The sequence below is a fragment of the Microbacterium sp. P5_B6 genome, assembly GCF_056400345.1.
Genome location: NZ_JBFULL010000001.1, coordinates 92,207 through 112,001 on the forward strand (window position 1 = coordinate 92,207; position 19,795 = coordinate 112,001).

The 19,795-nt window shown below is 69.5% G+C and carries 19 protein-coding genes; 6 read left to right on the forward strand and 13 right to left on the reverse strand.

The genetic code is table 11. The annotated features are described in order from the left end of the window. Positions 1 to 122 precede the first annotated feature (122 nt). The 3 genes from AC1DP3_RS00400 to AC1DP3_RS00410 all read right to left on the reverse strand — a co-directional run bounded on the left by AC1DP3_RS00400 (position 123) and on the right by AC1DP3_RS00410 (position 3,055). On the reverse strand, positions 123 to 350 hold the full coding sequence (locus AC1DP3_RS00400; RefSeq protein WP_477290148.1) for a hypothetical protein: 228 nt from the start codon (positions 348 to 350) through the stop codon (positions 123 to 125). 10 nt (positions 351 to 360) lie between these two features. Then, a complete protein-coding gene (locus AC1DP3_RS00405) occupies positions 361 to 1,551 on the reverse strand; it encodes a DUF222 domain-containing protein (protein ID WP_477290150.1) in 1,191 nt (396 codons plus the stop codon). Positions 1,552 to 1,873: 322 nt separating this feature from the next. Continuing rightward, positions 1,874 to 3,055 (reverse strand): thiolase family protein, encoded by a 1,182-nt coding sequence (locus AC1DP3_RS00410; RefSeq protein WP_477290152.1) that lies wholly within the window; start codon positions 3,053 to 3,055, stop codon positions 1,874 to 1,876. A gap of 194 nt (positions 3,056 to 3,249) precedes the next feature. On the opposite strand from AC1DP3_RS00410, the gene AC1DP3_RS00415 reads away from it, so the two are divergent. Then, the gene (locus AC1DP3_RS00415) at positions 3,250 to 3,747 is read left to right on the forward strand and encodes a type VI secretion system tube protein Hcp (protein ID WP_477290154.1); all 498 of its coding nucleotides are present in this window, start codon (positions 3,250 to 3,252) and stop codon (positions 3,745 to 3,747) included. Between the two features lie 57 nt (positions 3,748 to 3,804). On the opposite strand, the gene AC1DP3_RS00420 is transcribed toward AC1DP3_RS00415, so the two are convergent. The 5 genes from AC1DP3_RS00420 to AC1DP3_RS00440 all read right to left on the reverse strand — a co-directional run bounded on the left by AC1DP3_RS00420 (position 3,805) and on the right by AC1DP3_RS00440 (position 8,704). Then, a complete protein-coding gene (locus AC1DP3_RS00420; protein WP_477290156.1) occupies positions 3,805 to 4,263 on the reverse strand; it encodes a hotdog fold thioesterase in 459 nt (152 codons plus the stop codon). Then, positions 4,260 to 5,435 (reverse strand): bifunctional 2-methylcitrate synthase/citrate synthase, encoded by a 1,176-nt coding sequence (locus AC1DP3_RS00425; protein WP_477290158.1) that lies wholly within the window; start codon positions 5,433 to 5,435, stop codon positions 4,260 to 4,262. The genes AC1DP3_RS00420 and AC1DP3_RS00425 overlap by 4 nt, the downstream gene beginning before the upstream one ends. A gap of 20 nt (positions 5,436 to 5,455) precedes the next feature. Beyond that, on the reverse strand, positions 5,456 to 6,355 hold the full coding sequence (gene prpB / locus AC1DP3_RS00430; protein ID WP_477290160.1) for a methylisocitrate lyase: 900 nt from the start codon (positions 6,353 to 6,355) through the stop codon (positions 5,456 to 5,458). 130 nt (positions 6,356 to 6,485) lie between these two features. Next, positions 6,486 to 8,012: an MmgE/PrpD family protein gene (locus AC1DP3_RS00435; RefSeq protein WP_477290162.1), complete on the reverse strand. Its 1,527-nt coding sequence runs from the start codon at positions 8,010 to 8,012 to the stop codon at positions 6,486 to 6,488. Next, complete coding sequence (locus AC1DP3_RS00440) at positions 8,009 to 8,704, reverse strand: GntR family transcriptional regulator (protein ID WP_477290164.1); 696 nt, start codon at positions 8,702 to 8,704, stop codon at positions 8,009 to 8,011. The genes AC1DP3_RS00435 and AC1DP3_RS00440 overlap by 4 nt, the downstream gene beginning before the upstream one ends. Before the next feature lie 458 nt (positions 8,705 to 9,162). Between AC1DP3_RS00440 and AC1DP3_RS00445 the strand changes: the two genes are divergently transcribed. From AC1DP3_RS00445 to AC1DP3_RS00465, 5 genes are all read left to right on the forward strand, one after another. Next, complete coding sequence (locus tag AC1DP3_RS00445) at positions 9,163 to 10,686, forward strand: hypothetical protein (protein ID WP_477290166.1); 1,524 nt, start codon at positions 9,163 to 9,165, stop codon at positions 10,684 to 10,686. 174 nt (positions 10,687 to 10,860) lie between these two features. Next, the gene (locus AC1DP3_RS00450; RefSeq protein WP_477290168.1) at positions 10,861 to 11,799 is read left to right on the forward strand and encodes an ABC transporter ATP-binding protein; all 939 of its coding nucleotides are present in this window, start codon (positions 10,861 to 10,863) and stop codon (positions 11,797 to 11,799) included. Beyond that, on the forward strand, positions 11,799 to 13,436 hold the full coding sequence (locus tag AC1DP3_RS00455) for an ABC transporter permease (protein WP_477290170.1): 1,638 nt from the start codon (positions 11,799 to 11,801) through the stop codon (positions 13,434 to 13,436). The genes AC1DP3_RS00450 and AC1DP3_RS00455 overlap by 1 nt, the downstream gene beginning before the upstream one ends. A gap of 2 nt (positions 13,437 to 13,438) precedes the next feature. Continuing rightward, on the forward strand, positions 13,439 to 13,939 hold the full coding sequence (locus AC1DP3_RS00460; protein WP_477290172.1) for a GbsR/MarR family transcriptional regulator: 501 nt from the start codon (positions 13,439 to 13,441) through the stop codon (positions 13,937 to 13,939). After that, a complete protein-coding gene (locus AC1DP3_RS00465) occupies positions 13,936 to 14,466 on the forward strand; it encodes a ribonuclease H family protein (RefSeq protein ID WP_477290174.1) in 531 nt (176 codons plus the stop codon). The genes AC1DP3_RS00460 and AC1DP3_RS00465 overlap by 4 nt, the downstream gene beginning before the upstream one ends. Before the next feature lie 110 nt (positions 14,467 to 14,576). On the opposite strand, the gene AC1DP3_RS00470 is transcribed toward AC1DP3_RS00465, so the two are convergent. From AC1DP3_RS00470 to rlmN, 5 genes are all read right to left on the reverse strand, one after another. Continuing rightward, positions 14,577 to 14,939, reverse strand: a complete 363-nt coding sequence (locus AC1DP3_RS00470; RefSeq protein WP_477290176.1) for a VOC family protein — start codon at positions 14,937 to 14,939, stop codon at positions 14,577 to 14,579. Between the two features lie 74 nt (positions 14,940 to 15,013). After that, positions 15,014 to 15,493: an NUDIX hydrolase gene (locus AC1DP3_RS00475; RefSeq protein ID WP_477290178.1), complete on the reverse strand. Its 480-nt coding sequence runs from the start codon at positions 15,491 to 15,493 to the stop codon at positions 15,014 to 15,016. A gap of 114 nt (positions 15,494 to 15,607) precedes the next feature. Then, entirely contained in the window at positions 15,608 to 16,621 is a 1,014-nt protein-coding gene (locus AC1DP3_RS00480) for an aldo/keto reductase family protein (protein ID WP_477290180.1), read from the reverse strand. Positions 16,622 to 16,733: 112 nt separating this feature from the next. Further along, positions 16,734 to 18,317: a DUF4407 domain-containing protein gene (locus tag AC1DP3_RS00485; RefSeq protein ID WP_477290182.1), complete on the reverse strand. Its 1,584-nt coding sequence runs from the start codon at positions 18,315 to 18,317 to the stop codon at positions 16,734 to 16,736. 55 nt (positions 18,318 to 18,372) lie between these two features. Then, complete coding sequence (gene rlmN / locus AC1DP3_RS00490) at positions 18,373 to 19,647, reverse strand: dual-specificity RNA methyltransferase RlmN (protein ID WP_477290184.1); 1,275 nt, start codon at positions 19,645 to 19,647, stop codon at positions 18,373 to 18,375. Between the last annotated feature and the right edge of the window lie 148 nt (positions 19,648 to 19,795).

The following is a 19,795-nucleotide window of genomic DNA, read 5'->3' on the forward strand; positions in this document are numbered from 1 at the left end:
CGCAATCGCTTGCAGTTCCGCCTTCCATGAGATATTGCGCATCGTGCATCAGTCCGTGTCGACGAGCCGAACTGGTGAGTTGCGGACCGATCACCAGCCTCCGCGCGTCCCACCTCACTCGCTCAGCCTCCGGGGCTCCTCGCCCTCAGCGCCTGGCTCAAGCGAACGGGTGACTTGGTGACGGCACGCCAGCTCATCGACGCATCCCACCAGGAGGGTCCGCGCACTTCGGGCACACCGTTGCGCATTCGGACCTTCCAGCCGCTCGAGTCGAGCGTGCGGTGGTGGTACCAGCAGAGGAGCACGCCGTTGTCGGTGTGCGTCGCCCCACCGACCGAGTGCTCGGTCACGTGGTGAATTTCACACCACGCGGCGGTGACGTGGCAGCCCCGCAATGATGCACCCGCCGTCGCGCAGGCTGATCGCCTTGCGCTGGTGCGACGCAAACACCCGGTCGGGGATCCCGATGGCGAGAATCCTGCCGCCCCGGTCCGTGCTCACGCGCTGGACCGCTCCCGCGCACGCCACCTGACGAGCGACCGCGAGGGGCACCGGCTCTTCGCACCCGTCGATGTGCGCGTGCCCGCGGCCCGACTCGAGATCGGCGGCGGCGACCGACACCACGAGCGTGGGCGCCGCACCGCCGATCGTCGGAAGTTCGCCCGCGCGAGCCGCGACGGCGAGGATCATCGCCAGCGCGTCATGCTGACGCATCGCGCGGGATCGATCGTCCACCGCGGGCACCAGCCCGTTCTCGTCCAGCTCCACGAAGTGCGGACCCGCCGGCGTGTCGGGCCCGTCGCCCTTGGGATTCAGGATGCTGTCGAACAGCCGCTGCATCTGCGCAGCCACCTCGGGCAGCGCGTTTCCGCGAAACGGCACGAGCTCATCGCGGCACACGCCCATCGTGAATCCCCGCTTGCGGAGGGCACGAGCCTCTCGCGGCTCGGCGCCGTCTTGATCGAGATACATCGTCCACACCTGCGCCTGCAGCCGGAGCTCGTCGGGATCAGGGACCGGACCACCGCCCTCGCCGCAGCCGCTCGCCGACGCCGCCAGTTCGCCATCTGCTGCCCACCGAGCCTCGGTCCCGCATGCGGCGGAATCGAGCGAGCCGACAACCGCGACCAGTGCGTCGAGTCCGATCTCTCCGTCCGCGGCCGCCTCGCGCATCGCCGGGTACTGCGCCGGGAGGAGCTGCCCGGTCGCCATCGAGATGGGTTGCCTGATCGCCTTCGCTCCGCGAAGGAGGTCACCAACGGTCCGCCCCGAGGCGCGCGTCGTGCGCTGGATCAGTTCTTTCATCGATCGGCATCCGTAGCGGGTGGTGGGGCGTTCCCCCTGGGGGGCGGCATCCGCTCGCTCCTGCACTTCAGCGACGGTCGCGAGCAGCACCCCCTCGGCCCGCCTCACGATGCCCGCCGCCTCGGCCATCAGCGCCATCACCGATGCATCGTCGAGGTACCGAAGGTCCCCGGAGCGGAAGGCCACACCGACTGCCTCGTCTAGGGCTCGCCTGACCTCCTGAAGAGTGTCGGCGAGGCTTTCCATGACTCCATTCTGCCGAGGGCCACCGACATTCCCGGGCGGATAAGTCCCAGATCACGTGGGGAAAGGAGCCGCTGTGGACAACTTGTCTGGCAGTCCGCGCGGGGAGGAGACGAGGGGCTTCGCCGGGCAGGCGAGGGTGGAGCTCGCGAGACTTCACCTTCAGCGTTGCGCGCATCACGGACTCGTCGCACACGTCCGGCGGGTGAATGACAGCACCGAGCCCGTCAGCGAACACCCGTCCACCTGAACGGGGCGCAAGCGTCCGACTGAAGAGGCGCAGGCGGACGCTTGCTCGAGGCGCGGACATCCGCCGGCGGAGCCCCTAGAGCCGCTCGATGATCGTCGCGTTCGCCATGCCGCCGCCCTCGCACATCGTCTGCAGGCCGTAGCGGCCACCCGTCGCCTCGAGGTACGCCAGCAGCGTGCCGAGCAGCCGCGTTCCCGAGGCTCCCACGGCGTGCCCGAGAGCGATGGCACCGCCCCACGGGTTGAGCTTCGCCGGATCAGCGCCCGTCTCGCGCAGCCACGCCAGCGGCACCGACGCGAAGGCCTCGTTGACCTCGAACGCGTCGATGTCGTCGATCGCGAGACCGCTGCGCTCGAGGATCCGCTTCGTCGCGGGAATCGGCCCCGTCAGCATCATCATCGGGTCGTCGCCCACCACGGCGAACGAGTGGAAGCGCCCACGAGGCCGCAGGCCCAGCTCTGCCGCCTTCTCCTCGCTCATGATCAGGACAGCGGATGCCGCGTCCGTCAGCGGCGATGAGTTCCCGGCCGTGATCCTCCAGTCGAGGTCGGGGAAGCGTGCGGCGAGCTCGTCTGTGTGGAACGCGGGGCTCAGCCCGCCCAGGGCCTCGGCGGTCGTGCCCGCGCGAACCGTCTCGTCCTCCCGTATGGTCGAGCCCTCATCGGTGGGCGTCGGGAGCACCTGGCCGTCGAAACGGCCCTGGGCCCAGGCATCCGCCGCCCTCCGGTGGGACTCGGCCGAGAAGGCATCGAGCTCGTCGCGGCTGAGGTTCCATCTCTGCGCGATGAGCTCGGCCGACACGCCCTGGTTCACGAGCCCCTCCGGATACCGCTTCCGGATGCCGGGCGCCGTCGTGCCGCCCTGCCTCGACGACCCGAGCGGCACTCGGCTCATCGACTCCACCCCGCCCGCGATCACGATGTCGTAGGCGCCGGCCATGACCCCCTGCGCGGCGAAGTGCGCGGCCTGCTGGCTCGACCCGCACTGCCGGTCGATCGTCGTCGCAGGCACTGACTCGTCGAAGCCGGCGGCGAGCACGGCCTGGCGCGCGATGTTGATCGACTGGTCGCCGATCTGGCTGACGCAGCCGAGGATCGCGTCGTCGAGCTGTCGCGAATCGAGCCCGCTGCGGGTGAGCAGGCTCGCCATGACGAAGGCGGCGAGGTCGACGGGATGCTGTCCCGACAGCGCTCCCCCGGGCTTGCCCTTGCCGGACGGCGTGCGGACGGCGTCGACGATGACGGCGGTGCGGGACATCGGATCTCCTTGCGGCTCTCGGGGTGGTTCCAGCGTACGAGCGCGATCGTGCACCGGGGCGGCGAGCGTGGCCGCCGCTGCCTGCGGACTCGTTGGGCGGCGAGCACCGGCGCCTCGAGCCTCTGGCGACCGTTCGCCTCCCGTGCCAGGCTGACGCCGAGACGACCCACCGAAGACCCGGGGAGGACCCGCACATGGCCGCCGACATCTATCTGCAGCTCCCGGGAATCCCCGGCACCTCCACCGTGCGCGGCCACGAGGACTGGATCGAGCTCGCGAGCGCGACGTGGGACGTCGAGCAGTCGCAGGCCGCCGGGCCGAGCGGCGGACCAGGTCGTCCGGGTGCGGGCGGTCGCGGAGGTCGCTCGGCCCAGCATCCGCTCGTCGTCACGGCTCCCACGACGACCGCCACGCCGCTCATCTTCGACGCGGTTGCCCGCGGTGCGCACCTGGCGACCGCGACGGTCGAGGTGGTCAAGGTCTCTGCCGGACGCGACGTCGCGATCCGGTGGGAGTTCGAGGACGTGCACCTGTCGCGGCTCGACGTGACGGGCGCTGCGGCGGGGTTCGACGACGTCTTCGAGATCGTCGCAGAGCGCGCTCGGCTGACGGTCATCGCGGAAGACCCTCGAGGCGCGGCCGGTCACCCGGTCTCTCGCGGGTGGGACTTCGCCCGCCAGCAGCCGTGGTGAGCTGAACCTCCCCCGCCCAGCCCGCGCCGGCGCAGCCGGGCCACGCCTACCGCCCGCTCAGCCCGAGCGATCCCCGGCTGTCGCGTAGGTGCTGCGCTGCTCGATCACCGCGAGGGTGCAGCGCGAGATGCAGGCGAGCTTGCCGGCGTCGTCGACGATCCGGATCTCCCACACCTGGCTGCGGCGCCCGAGCGCGACCGGCGTCGCCGTCGCGGTGACCCAGCCCGAGAAGACGGGCCGGATGTGGTTGGCGTTGATCTCCTGGCCGACCACGTGGAACTTCTCGCGATCGACCGTGAGGAAGCCCGCCCACGACGCGATCGTCTCGGCGAGCGCGACGGACGCCCCGCCGTGCAGCACACCGGCCGGCTGCACGGTGCGGTGATCCACAGGCATCCGTGCGACCAGCGCATCGTCCCGCACCTCGAGCATCTCGATTCCGAGCGCCTCGATGAGGGTCTGACCGGCCATCGCATCGATGTCGGCCACCGACGGCGGGGTGTGCCAGATGCTCACCCGGCGGCCTCTTCGGCCCGCTCGCTCGCCTCGACCTGCGCGGCATCGGCAACATAGCCCTCGATGTGCCGCTCGTCCGGACCGTTGTAGGCCGACAGCGGGCGGATGAGGGCATTGGATGCCGCCTGCTCCGCGATGTGCGCCGTCCAGCCCACGACGCGCGCCGCGACGAACAGCGGGGTGAAGGTCAGGGTGTCGAAGCCCATCAGGTGGTACGCGGGGCCCGAGGGATAGTCGAGGTTCGGGTAGATCCCCTTGCGGCCCACGAACTCGCGCTCGAGCTCGTCGTAGAGGTCGGCGAGGTCCTGCGCGTCGTAGTGCTCCACGAGCGTGTCGAGCGCGGCCTTCATCGTCGGAACCCGCGAGTCGCCTTTCTTGTAGACCCGGTGCCCGAAGCCCATGATCTTGCGCTTCTCGGCGAGCGCGGCATCCAGCCAGGGTCCGACGTTCTCGGCCGATCCGATCTCGTCGAAGATGTGCATGACCGCCTCGTTCGCCCCTCCGTGCAGGGCTCCCTTGAGCGCGCCGATCGCCCCGACGACTGCCGAGTAGAGGTCTGCCATGGTGCTGGTGATAACGCGTGCGGTGAAGGTCGACGCGTTGAACGAGTGCTCGGCGTACATGATCATCGACACGTTGAAGGCGTCGGCGACCACCGGCTCGGGCTCGACCCCGAAGGTCATCCAGAGGAAGTTGTGCGAGTAGTCGAGGTCGTCGCGCGGCTCGATCGCCTGCTGCCCGCGACGCCGCCGCTGGTCGTACGCGACGATCGCCGGAAGCTTGGCGAAGAGCCGCTCCGCCTTGCGGAGGTCGGACTCCGGCGAGGCATCGTAGGCCTCGGGGTCGGACGCGCCGATCACCGAGACGGCCGTGCGGACGACGTCCATCGGGTGCGCCTCGAGCGGGAGCAGGTCGATCGTCTTCGTGATGTTCTCGTCGAGGGCCCGGCTCGAGCGCTCTCGATGGCGGAAGGCTGCGAGCTCGTCATCCGAAGGCAGCTCGCCGTGCCAGAGCAGGTACGCAACGGCCTCGAAGGGCTGCGTCGCGGCGAGTTCGTGCACGGGATACCCGCGATACAGCAGCGAGTTCGAATCGGGATTGACCTTGCTCACCGCCGTGTAGTCGACGGTGACCCCTGCGAGGCCCTTCTTGATCTCGATCGTGTCGGTCATGGGTGCTCCTTTGCCCGCGGTCAGCGGCTGATCTGGAAGTTGAAGACGTCCTGGTCGAAGTGGTTGTAGCCCTCGTAGTCGATGAGCTCATAGAGGTCGGCGCGGTGCTGCATCTCATCGAGCTTGCCAGTGAGATGCCCGTGCTCCGTGAGTGTGTCGAGGGCGCGGGATGCCGCTCCCATCGCCATGCGCAGCAGCGAGACCGGCCAGATCACGATGTTCACGCCGACACCCCGCAGCTGATCGGTCGAGAAGAGCTCGCTCTTCCCGAACTCGGTCATGTTCGCGAGGATCGGCACGTCGATCGCGGCGCGGACGGCGGCGAACTCCTCCAGCGAGCGCATCGCCTCGGGGAAGATCGCGTCGGCTCCGGCATCCACGAGCGCCTTCGCGCGGTCGATGGCGGCATCCATCCCCTCCACGGCCCGGATGTCGGTGCGCGCCATGATGAGGAAGTTCGGGTCGCGGCGGGCATCGGCGGCAGCCCGGATGCGCTTGATCGCGGTGTTCTCGTCGACCACCGCCTTGCCGTCGAGGTGACCGCAGCGCTTGGGGTTGATCTGGTCCTCGATGTGGGTGCCGGCGAGGCCCGCGTCCTCGAGCGTCTGGATCGTGCGGGCGACGTTCATCGGCTCGCCGAACCCTGTGTCGGCGTCGATGATGGCCGGCAGGTCGGTCATGCGGGCGATCTGCTGCCCGCGGCCGGCGACCTCGGTGAGGGTCGTCAGGCCGATGTCGGGAAGACCGAGGTCAGCGCTCAGGACCGCACCCGAGATGTAGACGCCCTCGAAGCCCTTCTCCTCGATGAGCCGTGCGCTCAACGGGTTGAAGGCACCCGGGAAGCGCAGCAGCTCGCCGCTCGCGAGCCGCTCGCGGAACAGGCGCCGCTTCTCGGCGGCCGGGGTGGCGGAGTAGAGCATCAGGCCACTCTCCCTTCACAGAGTTCGCAGATGTGCGCGAAGCTCGCAGGAATTCGCCCATTTTCTGCGCGCTCGGCGTGATTCTGCGAAGTCCGTGAGCGGACAGGCGAGCCAGCGCGCCGCGCCGGCATCAGAACAGCCCCTTCGGCGCCGGCGCACCCGCGAGCACGCCCAGCTGCGCGACGATCGTCAGCTGCTGCACCTCTTCGGGACTCAGCTCGGGCAGGCGCTGGGCGAGATCGAGGAAGCGCTCGATCTCAGCCTCGGCCAGCACAGGCGCCGCGAGCAGGCGGAACTTGCGGACGTAGTCCTCGCGGGCGAAGGGCCGCGCCCCGAGCGGGTGCGCGTCGGCAACCGCGATCTCCTCGACGATCTGCCCGCCGTCGGTGAAAGTGATGACCACGCGGCCGCCGAAGGCCTTCTCGTTCGGATCTTCGGAGTGGTAGCGGCGCGTCCACTCGGCATCCTCCGCGGTCGTCACCTTGTTCCACAGCTCGACGGTGTCGGCACGTCCGGCGCGCTCAGGGGTGTACGAGTCGACATGGTGCCAGCCGCCGTCCTGCAGCGCGACGGCGAAGATGTAGGGGATCGAGTGATCCAGCGTCTCGCGGGATGCCGTCGGGTCGTACTTCTGCGGGTCGTTCGCGCCCGAGCCGATGACGTAGTGCGTGTGATGAGACGTGTGCAGCACGATCGACTCGACGTTCGAGGGCGCAAACGAGTCCGGGTGCTCGCCGTGGAGCTTGCGCGCCAGATCGATCCACGCCTGAGCCTGATACTCGGCCGAGTGCTCCTTCGTGTAGGAGTCCAGGATGCCGCGCTTCGCCTCGCCGGGAGCCGGCAGCGGCACCTGGTACGAGGCATCCGGACCGTCGAGCAGCCACGCGATCACCCCGTCCTCGCCTTCGTAGATCGGGGACGGAGACGTCTCGCCGCGCATCGCGCGGTCGACGGCCTCGACCGCCATCTTCCCGGCGAAGGCCGGCGCGTGCGCCTTCCAGGTCGAGATCTCGCCCTTGCGGGACTGCCGGGTGGCGGTCGTGGTGTGCAGCGCCTGCCCCACGGCCTGGTAGATCGTCTCGGTGGAGAGCCCCAGGAGCGTTCCGATGCCGGCGGCGGCCGACGGGCCGAGGTGGGCGACATGGTCGATCTTGTGCTTGTGCAGGCAGATGGCGCGCACGAGGTCGATCTGGATCTCGTACCCCGTCGCGAGCCCGCGCACGAGCGCCGCGCCATCGGAGCCCACGTGCTGCGCGACCGCGAGGATCGGCGGGATGTTGTCGCCCGGGTGCGAATACTCCGCCGCCAGGAATGTGTCGTGATAGTCGAGCTCACGCACCGCGACGCCGTTCGCCCACGCCGCCCACTCGGGGCTCGTGCGGCGCTCGAGGGCGCAGCCGAAGACGGTGGCGCCCGAGCCTCCGACCGACACCGCGTGGTCGAGCGCCTGCTGGCGGGCTGCGCTGACCGGCGCACGGGTGAGGGATGCCGCAGCCACCGCCGCATTGTCGATCACGCGGTTGATGATCATGTCGACGACATCGGCCTCGACCTCCACGGCGTCGGTCGCGACTTCGGCGATCTTCCATGCGAGCTGCTCCTCGCGGGGAAGGGGCTCTTCGCTGCGGTAGACGCGGACGTGATGCGAGACGGTCATGCTGCTCCCTGATGGATGTGGGTCGTGCGGGTGCGTCCGGACCCGACCGGCGCACCCTCGCTGAGGTCGGCGAGCGACTCGAGGATGCTCGCCAGCGCGTTGTGCAGGTGGACGTGGGTGGCGTGCGCGGCGAGGTCGGCGTCGCCCGCGGCGATGGCCGAGGCGATGAGCCGGTGCTCGGCGACGGAGGCCGCGAGCCGGCTCGGGTTGTCGCGCGCGAGCCGGCGCACGCGCACGAGGTGCGTCCGGATGCCGCGCAGTGCCGAGGCGAGATAGTCGTTGGCGACCGATCCGTCGAGGGCCTCGTCGAATCGCGCGATCAGCCGGTAGTAGTCGTCGGCGGCGGCGGCGCCGTCAAGAGGTGCGCCGGCGAACTCGTCGGCAAGGGTGGCGAAGGTCGCCGCCTCGCCGCGCGCCGCGGCGAGGCGCGCAGCGGTCTCCTCGAGCGCGCGCCGCACCTCGAACAGCTCACGGATGTCGCCCGCGTCGAGATCGCTCACCACGGTGACCCGGGGCGACTGCTGCACGACGAGGCCGTCCGCGGCGAGGCGTCCGAGGGCCTCGCGGAGCGGCGTGCGGCTCACCCCGAGGCGCGCGGCCTGCTCGACCTCGCCCAGGACTGCGCCCGGCGCGAGGCGGCCGGACTGGATCTCGTCGAGGAGCGTGCGGTATGCCCTGTCGCTCGCCCGCATGCGCACCTCCCGATCTGCTGCTCGCTCCCAAGTGTATACATAAGCTTGCCCAAGGCGCCATGCAGCTCGACTATGGGCGCGATTGGTATACATAAGCCGCGCCGATCCGCGCCTCGGACCCTCCTCCCCCAGGCGCTTCCAGGCTCGAGGTGGCGTCGGATTGCAGATGTTCACCGCTTTGGCAAGGGCATGTCGCCAATTGTTCGGCGGTGGCCTACTTGAGCCAGGAACGCCTGGGGATAGGCGGACCCCGCTCGTTCGGGGGGAGAGCCATGGGGGACGCGCACACGGTGCGGGTCCGAAAAGGGGAATCCAGCGTCTGATGGACAGGGCCGCCGCGTCTGGCGATATCAGGGAAGACCGCACGGATGACGTGGGGCGCTCACTGACGGCGTGGGGCAACGTCCGCCCCATTCACACACCCCGGCATGGGGCCGGGTCATGAAAGGAACATTCAGATGAACAATTCATGGAAGGCGCTGGCGAGCGTCGCGGTGGCTGCGGCCCTCGTGATCGCTCCGCTGGGGATGGCCGGCGCCAGCGCCGCTGATGGGGCTGACGACACAGCAGTCGTCGCCGACCCTGCTGCGGTCACCGAGCCTGCGGAAGCCGCGCCCGCCGCGGTCGTCGAGGAGCCCGCGGAGGCAACCGAGGAGCCCGGGCAGCAGATCCAGGAGCCCGCAGCTGAGCCCGAGTCCGAGTCCGCTGCGGTCGAGTCCAACGCGGTCGAGCCCGCCCAGTCCGTGACCGAGACCGAGACCGCCACGATCGCCGACGTCCAGACCATGGCGCCCGAGCCCGAGAAGAAGGTGTTCGTCTGCAAGTACGTCGGCACGCCCGGCGACGACGAGCGCCTGCAGGGGGGCGGCAACCCGATCAACGTCTCGATCAACGCCATTCCCGCCGGCGCATCGGTCGGCGCATTCTTCGCTGATGCACAGGGCCGCTCGTTCGTGCTCGCGTTCGACACGGGTCAGGACGAGTCGTCTCTCACGTGCCCTCCCGGTGATGGTGGCGAGGATCTCGAGGTCATGCTGGCTATGCCCGGTCTCCTGGATCTCTGCGGCACCGAAAACGACCGCTACCAGCTGCCGCTGTCGAGTGCGGGTGTGACCTACACCCTCGGGGTCGATGGTTCGATCGTCGCCACGATTGCGGACGGCTACGTGGTCCTGCACGTTCCGAGCGGCTGGACCGCCAACCCGGACGGCACCTTCACGTATGCGTTCGATGAGGGCGACTTCACCAACGTGCCGTGCGTGCCCGTCCCGGCGCAGTTCAATGCTCCCGTGACGCCGCCGGACTGTGACAGCCCGGGCTCGTTCTCCTTCGGGACCGACCCGACGCCGAATGTGGCGCTCTCGATCAGCCCGGCATACACCGGTCCCGGCACGTACACACTGACAGCGACGGCGCTGAACGGGACGGAGTTCGAGGGTGGCGGAACGATGCGCACCCGCATCATCGTGGTGGAGGGACCCATCGGGTTCCAGAGCACGGACCCGAACGCACCCTGCTACCGGGCCGAACAGCCGCCCATCCAGGTGATGCTCGCAACGCCCACCATCACCGACGTCTGCGGCACCGAGAACGATTCGGCCGAGCTCCCGGCGAGCGTGACCGGCGTCACTTACGCATGGCTCGATGAGGAGGACGACACCGAGCTCGACATCATCGCGGTGTTCGACGAGGGCTACGTGCCCGCATCGCTGCCTGCCGGGTGGGTGGCCACCGACGAAGACGGCGTCTACCTGTTCGTCCAGCCCGACTTCACCGATGTCGCCTGCCCGGTCGTGACGCCCGGCGGAACGCCCGCCGGCGTGACGCCGGGAACGACCCCCACCACCACGATGAGTTCGCCTTCCGGTCTCGCCGTGACGGGTGGAGGCGGCGTCTCGCCCATCGTTCCCATCGGCGCAGCGGTGGCGCTGCTGCTGGGCATCACGGCCGCGGTCTACGCCTCGATGCGTCGACGGGTCTGACCCCCGAGGAAGGGCCGCGCACGTGATGCGCGGCCCTTTCTCATGTCCGACAGCGCTGACCACCGCCTCTCCATGCCCTCGCCGCCCTTTCATCCCCCGCGCTGCCGTCGTGCACGCGTAAGGGTTCCGTTAGGAATATTCACAACTTCGTGAAATGGGCGTAGCGTCGCGCCCATGGCCACCGTCATTCACACCAGAGGGCTCGTCAAGCGCTACGGAAAGGTCCGCGCACTGGACGGGCTCGACCTCGACGTCGAAGCCGGGCAGATCCACGGCTTCCTCGGCCCGAACGGCGCCGGGAAGTCCACCACGATCCGCGTGCTGCTCGGACTCGCCCGCGCCACGTCTGGGGAGGCGACCGTCTTCGGCGGCGATCCCTGGCACGACGCTGTCTCATTGCACCGCCGCATCGCCTCCGTTCCCGGTGATGTCAGCCTCTGGCCGAATCTCTCCGGCGGGGAAGCGATCGACCTTCTCGCACGCCTGCGCGGCAGCGCGCGGCGGGATGCCGTCTACAAGGCCGAGAAGGAACGGCTCATGCACGAGTTCCAGTTCGATCCGCGCAAGAAGGGCCGCGCGTACTCGAAGGGGAACCGCCAGAAGGTCGCGCTGATCTCGGCCCTCTCCGTGCCGGCGGACCTCTACATCTTCGACGAGCCGACGAGCGGGCTCGACCCGCTCATGGAGGTCGTCTTCCGCGCGGAGATCGGCCGACTGCGGGCGGCGGGGGCGACGGTGCTGCTCTCCAGCCACATCCTCTCCGAAGTCGAGCTTCTCTGCGACCGGGTGAGCATCATCCGCGCCGGCAGGATCGTCGAGTCGGGGACGCTCGCAGAGCTGCGGCATCTCACCCGCACCGAGGTGTCCTTCGACGCCACCGCGTCGCCGGATGCCATCACCGGGGCCCACGACCTCACCGTCTTGGAAGGTCGAGCTCGATTCACCGTCGACAGCGACGCCGTGAACGGCATCCTTCCCATCCTCGCCCAGCGCGACGTGCAGGGCCTCCGGATCGAGCCGCCCTCGCTCGAGGAGCTGTTCCTGCGCCACTACGGCGACGACCTGACCGCACTCGATGACGCCGACGCGCTCAAGAAGGTCGCAGCGAAGTGATGAGCGGCCTCCTGCCGCTGCTGCGGCAGCGGATACGGCGCGATGGAAAGCAGCTGCTCATCTGGACGGTGGGCACGGGGCTGTTCGCCTATGCCTCGTACAGCGCGGTCTCGCAGTCCTACGGGGAGCTTCAGGAACGTCAGGCGCTCCTCGTGACCGTGATGGCGAACCCGGTCATCCTGCTCTTCCGCGGTCTGCCTTCGGGGGCTGAGCAGGGCCAGTTGATGGTGTTCCTGATCTTCCCGTGGCTCGCCATGCTCGCGGCCTTCATGAGCACCTTCCTCGCGGTGCGCCACACGCGCATGGACGAGGAGCAGGGACGCGCGGAACTGGTCTCCGCGACGCCCGCAAGCCGGACCACCCCCGTGGTGGCCACGGTGATCCACGGGCTCATCGCGAACTTCGTCCTCGCCGCCCTCACCACGCTCGGGTTCCTCGCGACCGGACTCGAGCTGACCGAGGCGAACATCGCAGGTGCGAAAGTCGCCGGCTTCGCCGTCGGAGCTGTCGGCGTCGCCTTCCTCGGGATCGGACTCATCGCCGGCCAGATCATGCGCACCTCGCGCGGCGCCAACGCCCTCGCGGTCTGGGTGCTGGTCGGCACCTTCGTCCTGGGCGGCATCGGCAATGCGCTCGGCACGCCGAGCGGCGACCTGCAGCGGATGGAGAGCTCGTGGCTCACCTGGCTCTCGCCCTTCGGCTGGGGTGAGAACACCCGCGCCTATGCCGACGACAACCTCTGGCCCGGGGTGCTCGCCCTCGTGTTCGGACTCGTGCTGGCCGGTGTCGCCATCGCGCTCCAATCGGTGCGCGATCTCGGCGAGGGCTTCATTCCGGAGCGGCTCGGGCGCGCCGAGGCTGGACCCCTGCTCTCCACGCCGACGGGACTCGTCTGGCGCCTGACCTGGGGCGCGATCCTCGGCTGGACCATCGGCGGACTGCTCACCGGCATGCTGTCGACCTCCCTCGCCTCGGTGGTGGACCAGGTGAGCGGCGACAACCCCGCAATCGTGGAGATCCTGCAGAAGATCGGCGGCAGCAACGGCAGCCTCGAGCAGGCGACCGTCTCGGTCTTCTTCGTGATGCTCGGCATCTTCGCGGCCTGCGCCGCAGTGCAGATCGTCATCCGCGCCCGCCAGGAGGAGGCGCACGGCACCGCGGAACCCGTGCTGTCCGCAGCTGTGGGTCGCGTGCGCTGGCTGGTCGACTACCTCGTTGTGGCCTTCATCGCCATGATTCTCGTGGTGGTCGCGGGGATACTCGGGGCCACGCTCGGGCTGGGCGCTGTCGACAACGGCTCAGAGCTCATGGAGACGATTCTCGTCACCGCCTTCGGCCAACTGGCCGCGGCATCCGTCTTCCTCGTCCTCACCGCACTCGTCTTCGTCCTGGCACCCCGGGCAACCATCGCGGCAGGATGGACGCTCATCGCCGTCGGCGCGATCTTCGGTCTGTTCGGCCCGCTGTTCGGATTCCCCGAGTGGATGGCGAGCCTCTCACCGCTCGAGGCGGCGCCGAAGGTGACCACGGACGGCGTCCAGCTCAACGGGCTCTGGTGGCTGCTCGCCGTCGCGATCGTCGGAGCGACGGCATCCCTCGCCCTCATGAGACGCCGCGAACTGGCGGCGGGCGCATAGCGATGCCCCCGGAGAACGCGCACCCGGGCATCGAGCCCGCCGAGCAGGCCGCCGCTATGCTCACCGCCGCGGGGATGGCACGCATGCCGGCACGCGTCATGATGGCCCTCGTCGGCTCGCCCGACGAGGGCTACACGGCGGCCGAGCTGTCCGAGCGCCTGGGCGTCTCCGCCGCGGCGGTCTCGGGCGCCGTGAGATACCTCACGTCGATGCGACTCATCCACCGGGTCTCGCGGCCGGGCGACCGGCGCGACCGCTACGACATCATGGGCGACGCCTGGCACGGCATGATGACGGCGAACGCCCCCCTGTACGCGAACCTCGCGGGCTTCATGGACAAGATCGCGGACGAGAACACGGATGCTCCCCTCTCGGTCGAGCAGGCGCGCGAGGTCGCCGACTTCCTGCGCTATCTCGCCATCCGGATGCCGGAGCTCGTCGGCGAGTGGCGGGCCGAGCGCGAGATCGGAGGGCAGCCCCGAGCGGGTAGCGTTGCCGGGTGACTTCCGACGACCGCTACATCGTGGCCACCGACGGCGCCTGCAAGGGCAATCCGGGACCGGCCGGATGGGCGTGGGTGGGCGAGGACGGCCACTGGGCCGCGGGCTCGATTCCCGTGGGCACGAACAACATCGGCGAACTCCTCGGGCTGCTGAAGGCGATCGAGGACCACGCGGACGTGAAGAATCTCGTGGTGCAGGCCGACTCCAAGTACGCGATCGACTCGTACGAGAAGTGGATGGACGGCCATCGGCGCCGCGGCTGGAAGACCTCTGCGGGTGCACCGACCAAGAACCGGGACCTGCTGGAGCGGCTCATCGTCGCGCGGGACGAGCGACGCGCCGCGGGCCTTCCGGATGTCGTGCTCGAGCACGTGCGCGGGCACTCGGGCCATGTGCTCAACGCGTGGGCGGACGAACGCGCGGTGCGCGCCTCGGAGCACGCGGCGAAGGGCATCGAGAGCGCCTGGTCGTCGCTCGGAACCCACCCGAAGCTCGACGTCGCGGCCGCACCGAAGAACGGGCGCTAGGTCGGAGAATCCGGCCCCGGTCGGCGGGATCCCGGCGAATCGTCCGACATGCGGCGGAATCTCCGACGCGGGGAATGGGGCGCACGCGCACGCGCCGACTGCTGCGCGCGTCAGCCCTCGGTCGAGCCCTCGAACAGCCCGATGTGGTTGCCATCCGGGTCGCGGATGACCGCCCACCAGCTCGTCGGGGTGATCTCGGTCTTCTCCATGAGGACTTGCCCGCCCTCCTCAGCGGCCGCAGCCACCGCGTCGTCGATCGAGTCGACCTCCACGTAGGAACGGGGCTGGGTGAAGCCGTCATCGCGCGGCGCGAGGCCGCCCCCCGAGATCTGGTTGGGCGCCCTCCACATGGGGTACCCCTCGAAGCCCGGCCGTTCGGAGACCTGCCATCCGAAGAGGCGGGAGTAGAACGCGCCCGCCCTCCCGAAGTCGCTGACCGGGATGTCGATGTGGGTGATGTCGCCGTGAGCCATGAGCGGTCCTCTCGTGCGTTTCCGACCGCGCCAGTCTTACCCCGCCACGGTCACGCCACAACCCCTGTCGACACTCAGCGAGCAGCCTCGGCGAGGTGACGCTCGAGCGCCTCGAGCGCGGGGCGCTGCCCCTTCACGAGCTTCTCGCGCGCCTCGGCCACCGGCATCCACTCCGCTCGGTCGACCTCGGGGAAGGACTGCATCCGGCCGGATCGCGGCGGCCACTCGAGCTCGAACTCGCCGTACTGCAGCCCCTCGAGCGAGAAACCGGCGCCGTCGGCGACGAAAACGGTGATGCGCTTGCCCGACGAGTAGGTCCAGGTGCCGAGCTCGGCGTACGGACCGGGCGGCGGCTCCACTCCGAGCTCCTCCGTGAACTCGCGGAGCGCGGCATCCAGCGCCGACTCGGTCTCGGGGTCGTGCTCGCCCTTGGGGATCGACCAGGCCGCCTCGTCCTTCGTCGCCCAGTAGGGCCCGCCCATGTGGGCGATGAGCACGGCGGGCTCCGCATCCATCACCCGATAGAGAAGCAGCCCAGCGCTGTGAACCGGCATGTCGGCCCCCTTTCATCCGAACGGCGTCGGAGATCCGGCGCTCGGTCGGAGGATCCACCAGGATTCCTCCGACGTCAGGCCGATTCTCCGACGCCGGGTCGGTGGAGCGGAAGGTCAGGCCGGGCGCGACGCGGGCGAGGACTCGTAGGTCTTCTGCGGGTCGCGCTCGACGACGCCGCTGAGGGCCGCGTCGATCGCCGCGAGCACCTCGGCGTCGAGCTTCACGCCCGAGGCCTTGACGTTGCCCGCGATCTGATCAGGACGGGATGCCCCGACCAGCGCCGAGGCGACGTTCGGGTTCTGCAGCACCCACGCGATCGCGAGCTGAGGCATCGTGAGGCCGGCCTCGGCGGCGACGGGCTTGAGACCCTGCACGGCCTCGAGCACGTCGTCGCGCAGCAGGCGCTGGATGAACATCGCGCCGCTCTTCTCGTCCGTCGCCCGCGAGCCCTCCGGCACAGGCTGGCCTGGAAGGTACTTGCCCGACAGCACGCCCTGCGCCATCGGCGACCAGACGATCTGCGAGATGCCGAGCTCTTCAGACGCCGGGATGACCTTGTCCTCGATGACCCGCCACAGCGCCGAGTACTGGGGCTGGTTGGAGACGAGCTGGAACTTCAGCTCCTTCGCGAGGGCGGCGCCGTCGCGCAGCTGCTCGGCCGTCCACTCGGAGACGCCGATGTAGAGCGCCTTGCCCTGACGCACCACGTCGGCAAAAGCCTGCATCGTCTCTTCGAGGGGCGTCTCGTAGTCGTAGCGGTGCGCCTGGTAGAGGTCGACGTAGTCGACCCCGAGGCGCGAGAGCGACCCGTTGATGCCGTCGAAGATGTGCTTGCGCGAGAGACCCTGATCGTTGGGTCCCTTGGGCCCGATGGGCCAGTAGACCTTGGTGAGGATCTCGAGGCTCTCGCGGCGCCGGCCGGCGAGAGCCTTGCCGAGGATGACCTCGGCTTCGGTGTTGGCGTAGGCGTCGGCGGTGTCGAAGGTGGTGATGCCGGCGTCGAGCGCCGCGTGCACCGTGGCGACGGCGGCGTCGTCGCCGACCTGCGATGCGTGGGTCACCCAGTTGCCGTAGGTGATCTCCGAGACCTTGAAGCCGCTGTTTCCGAGATAGCGATATTCGACCATGCGTGAATTCTCTCCTGAATCGTGCCCGGTGCAGGCGCGCGCCGGGTGGGCATCGAGTGCAACGGCGTGCCGCCGCATCCATTCCCTCAGAAGGAGATCGGATGCCGGAGACCTACGCCTCGGCGCCCTTCGCGATCTCGGCGCGCTCGAACCAGCTGCGGGCCGTCACCCGATCGAGGGCGACCTGACGGCGCAGCCCGTCGGCCTTCTCATAGAGCGAAGGCTCGCCCCAGCTTGTGAGCACCTTCACCAGAACCGGCAGCAGCTCGATCATGAAGAAGAGCACCGCGATCAGCCAGTGGGCCCACATCAGGGTCGGCTCGCGCGCCGACAGCTGCTCGAGGCCCGTGATCTGGCTGAGGAGGCCGACGGCTCCGGCGTTGCCGCTCGCGACCTCGGAGGCCCGGGCGTCGTAGGCGGCGAGCGCCGCCTCGTACTGCTCGCGCGCGGCGGGGAGCTCGTCCTTCGCCTGCTGCTTGTTCTGGGCTTCGGAGGCGCCCGCGTCGGCGGTGCCGGCGGCCTGGGCTGCGGCGAGGTCAGCCTCGGCGCTGCGGAGCTTGGTGGCGAGGTCGTCGTACGACGCCTGGGCCTGCGTGAGCTGGTCGTTCGCGGCGGTCGAGCTCGCACCCTCCCCGGCCACGCCGCTGCAGCCGGCGACGTCGCCCTGACCGGTGAGCTCGCACTGGTAGATGGCGCGCGCCTGGTCGATCACCTGCTGCTGGGCCGCGAGCTTCGCGGTCAGGTCGTCCACCGTCTGCTGGGCCGAGGCCGTCGAGGCGGACGTCGTGTCGGCACCGGCGACGACGCCGCTGGCTGCCTGACTCTCCAGCCCCGCAACGCGCTCGCTCGCAGCATCCAGAGCCCGCTTCTCGGGCCCGTCGGTCACGGCATCCTGATCCGACTGCGCCTGCACGAGGTTCGTCGCGGTCACTTCGCGGGCGATGTCGTTGTGGAACACCTGCAGCACGAGGGGCTCGGCCACCACGATCCCGATCACGGCCGCCATGATCACGCGCGGGATCGCGAGGCCGATGAGCCTCCCGACGCTGTGCGTGGATCGCATCGTGGAGGTGAGGAAGCGGTCCAGGTTGAAGATGATGAGCGCCCAGACGATCGCCAGCGGCAACGCGCCCCAGGCGACGATCCGCACGCCCGTGGTGAGTGCGAAGTACATCGAGATCGCCGAGATCAGCGCGGTGCCGGCGATCACGAAGAACATCTGCACGAACCGGGGCGTCTCGGTGGGCACATGCTCGAGCACCGAGCCGTCGGCACCGCCGAGGATCGCCAGCCGGCGCCACCCCGAGTCGCGCTCACGAACGCGCGCCACGCGCTTGGCCCGGACGGGAGGGACGGATGCCGCGGGGGCGGGCTCCTCTGCGGGCTCCAGCTCGCGCGCCGGTTCGTCCATCGCGCCCCACTCGCCGATCGTCGGCTGCGCGTCGTCGACCGCGGGCTCGGCAGCCGTCGCAACGGGCTGCGTCGGGTTCATCGCCAGAGCGTCCTCGAGCAGGTCCCGCGTCACGGGATACGGGTCGTCGGGACCGTCGGCCTCGGGCTCCCCCTCGCGCCCTTCGGCGTTCTGGGCGGCGCGCACGTCATCGAGGTAGAGGTCCTCCGGCGTCTCGCCGTCGACCTCGAATTCGATGCGGCCATCGGAGCCGAACCGGCCCGGCCGGTGCACGGAGAAAGACATCCGGCCACCCTAGAGCGGGCAACCTGTGCGCCAGGTGAGTCCCGCAGACCCCCGGTCAGTCCTCGAGGGGAGTCTCGGCGGCGACGCGCTCGTCGTCCTCGGTCGCCACGAGCTGGCCGCACGCCCCGTCGATCTCCTTGCCGCGGGTGTCGCGGAGGGTCGTCGGGATGCCCGCGTCATTGAGCCGCCGCACGAACTCGTTCTGCACGTCGACATCGGACGCGGTCCAGATCGAGCCGGGAGTCGGGTTGAGCGGGATGGGGTTCACGTGCACCCAGCCCCGGCCGCGGGCGTTGAGCTTGTCGGCCAGGAGGTCCGCACGCCAGGCGTGGTCGTTCATGTCCTTGATCAGCGCGTATTCGATCGAGACGCGGCGACCGGTCTTCTCGAAGTAGGCACGGGCGGCGTCGAGGGCCTCGTCGACCTTCCAGCGCGAGTTGACCGGGATCAGCTCGTCGCGCAGCTTGTCGTCGGGCGCGTGCAGCGACAGCGCGAAGGTCACCGGGATGTCTTCGTTCGCGAGCTTCGTGATCGCCGGGACGAGCCCCACGGTCGAGACCGTGATGCCCCGCGCGCTCATGCCGATGCCGTGCTTCTTGTCGGTCATCACACGGACCGCCTGCATCACGCGCGCATAGTTCGCCAGCGGCTCGCCCATGCCCATGAAGACGATGTTGGTCACGCGCTCGCCCTTGTGGCCGACCCGGCGCGGGTCGCCGAGGCCGCCGTCGGCGATCAGGCGGTTGGCCCGCACGACCTGCTCGATGATCTCGGCGGCCGACATGTTGCGGGTGAGGCCGGCCTGTCCGGTGGCGCAGAACGGGCAGTTCATTCCGCAGCCCGCCTGCGACGAGACGCACAGCGTGATGCGCCCGGTGTAGCGCATGAGGACGGACTCCACGAGGGCACCGTCGTGCAGCTTCCAGAGGAACTTGATGGTGTCGCCGCGATCGGTCTCGAGCCGTCGCACCTCGGTCAGCAGGGGTGGCAGCATCCCGTGCACGAGGTCCGCGCGGCCCTCCGCCGGAAGGTCGGTCATGTCGGCCGGATCGTGCGTGTAGTGCTCGAAGTAGTGCTTCTCGAGCTGCTTGGCGCGGAAGCCCGGCATCCCGAGCTCCTTGACCTTCTCGACCCGCTGCTCGGGCGTCAGATCGGCCATGTGCACGGGCGGCTTGCCCCGCTTCGGAGACGCGAACTGCAGGAGCGGCCGGCCCTCTGCATCCTTCTTCTGTGTCCAGCCCTCGGTCTTCGGCCTGACCTGCAGCACGGGGGTGTTGACCGGCGGAGTCGCCGGCTGCGCCGGCCGGGCAGGAGGGCGCGTCGAAGTCATGGGTCAAGGGTAGGTGACCGACCTGCACGAAGTCTGGCGCGAACGACCTATACCGCGGAAAATCAAGGAACACGACCCCATAGCGGGAGATGACCTAATCGTGAGAGTCTTCTCATCTACGGCGACCACCCGGTCCGTTCCCCCCGCC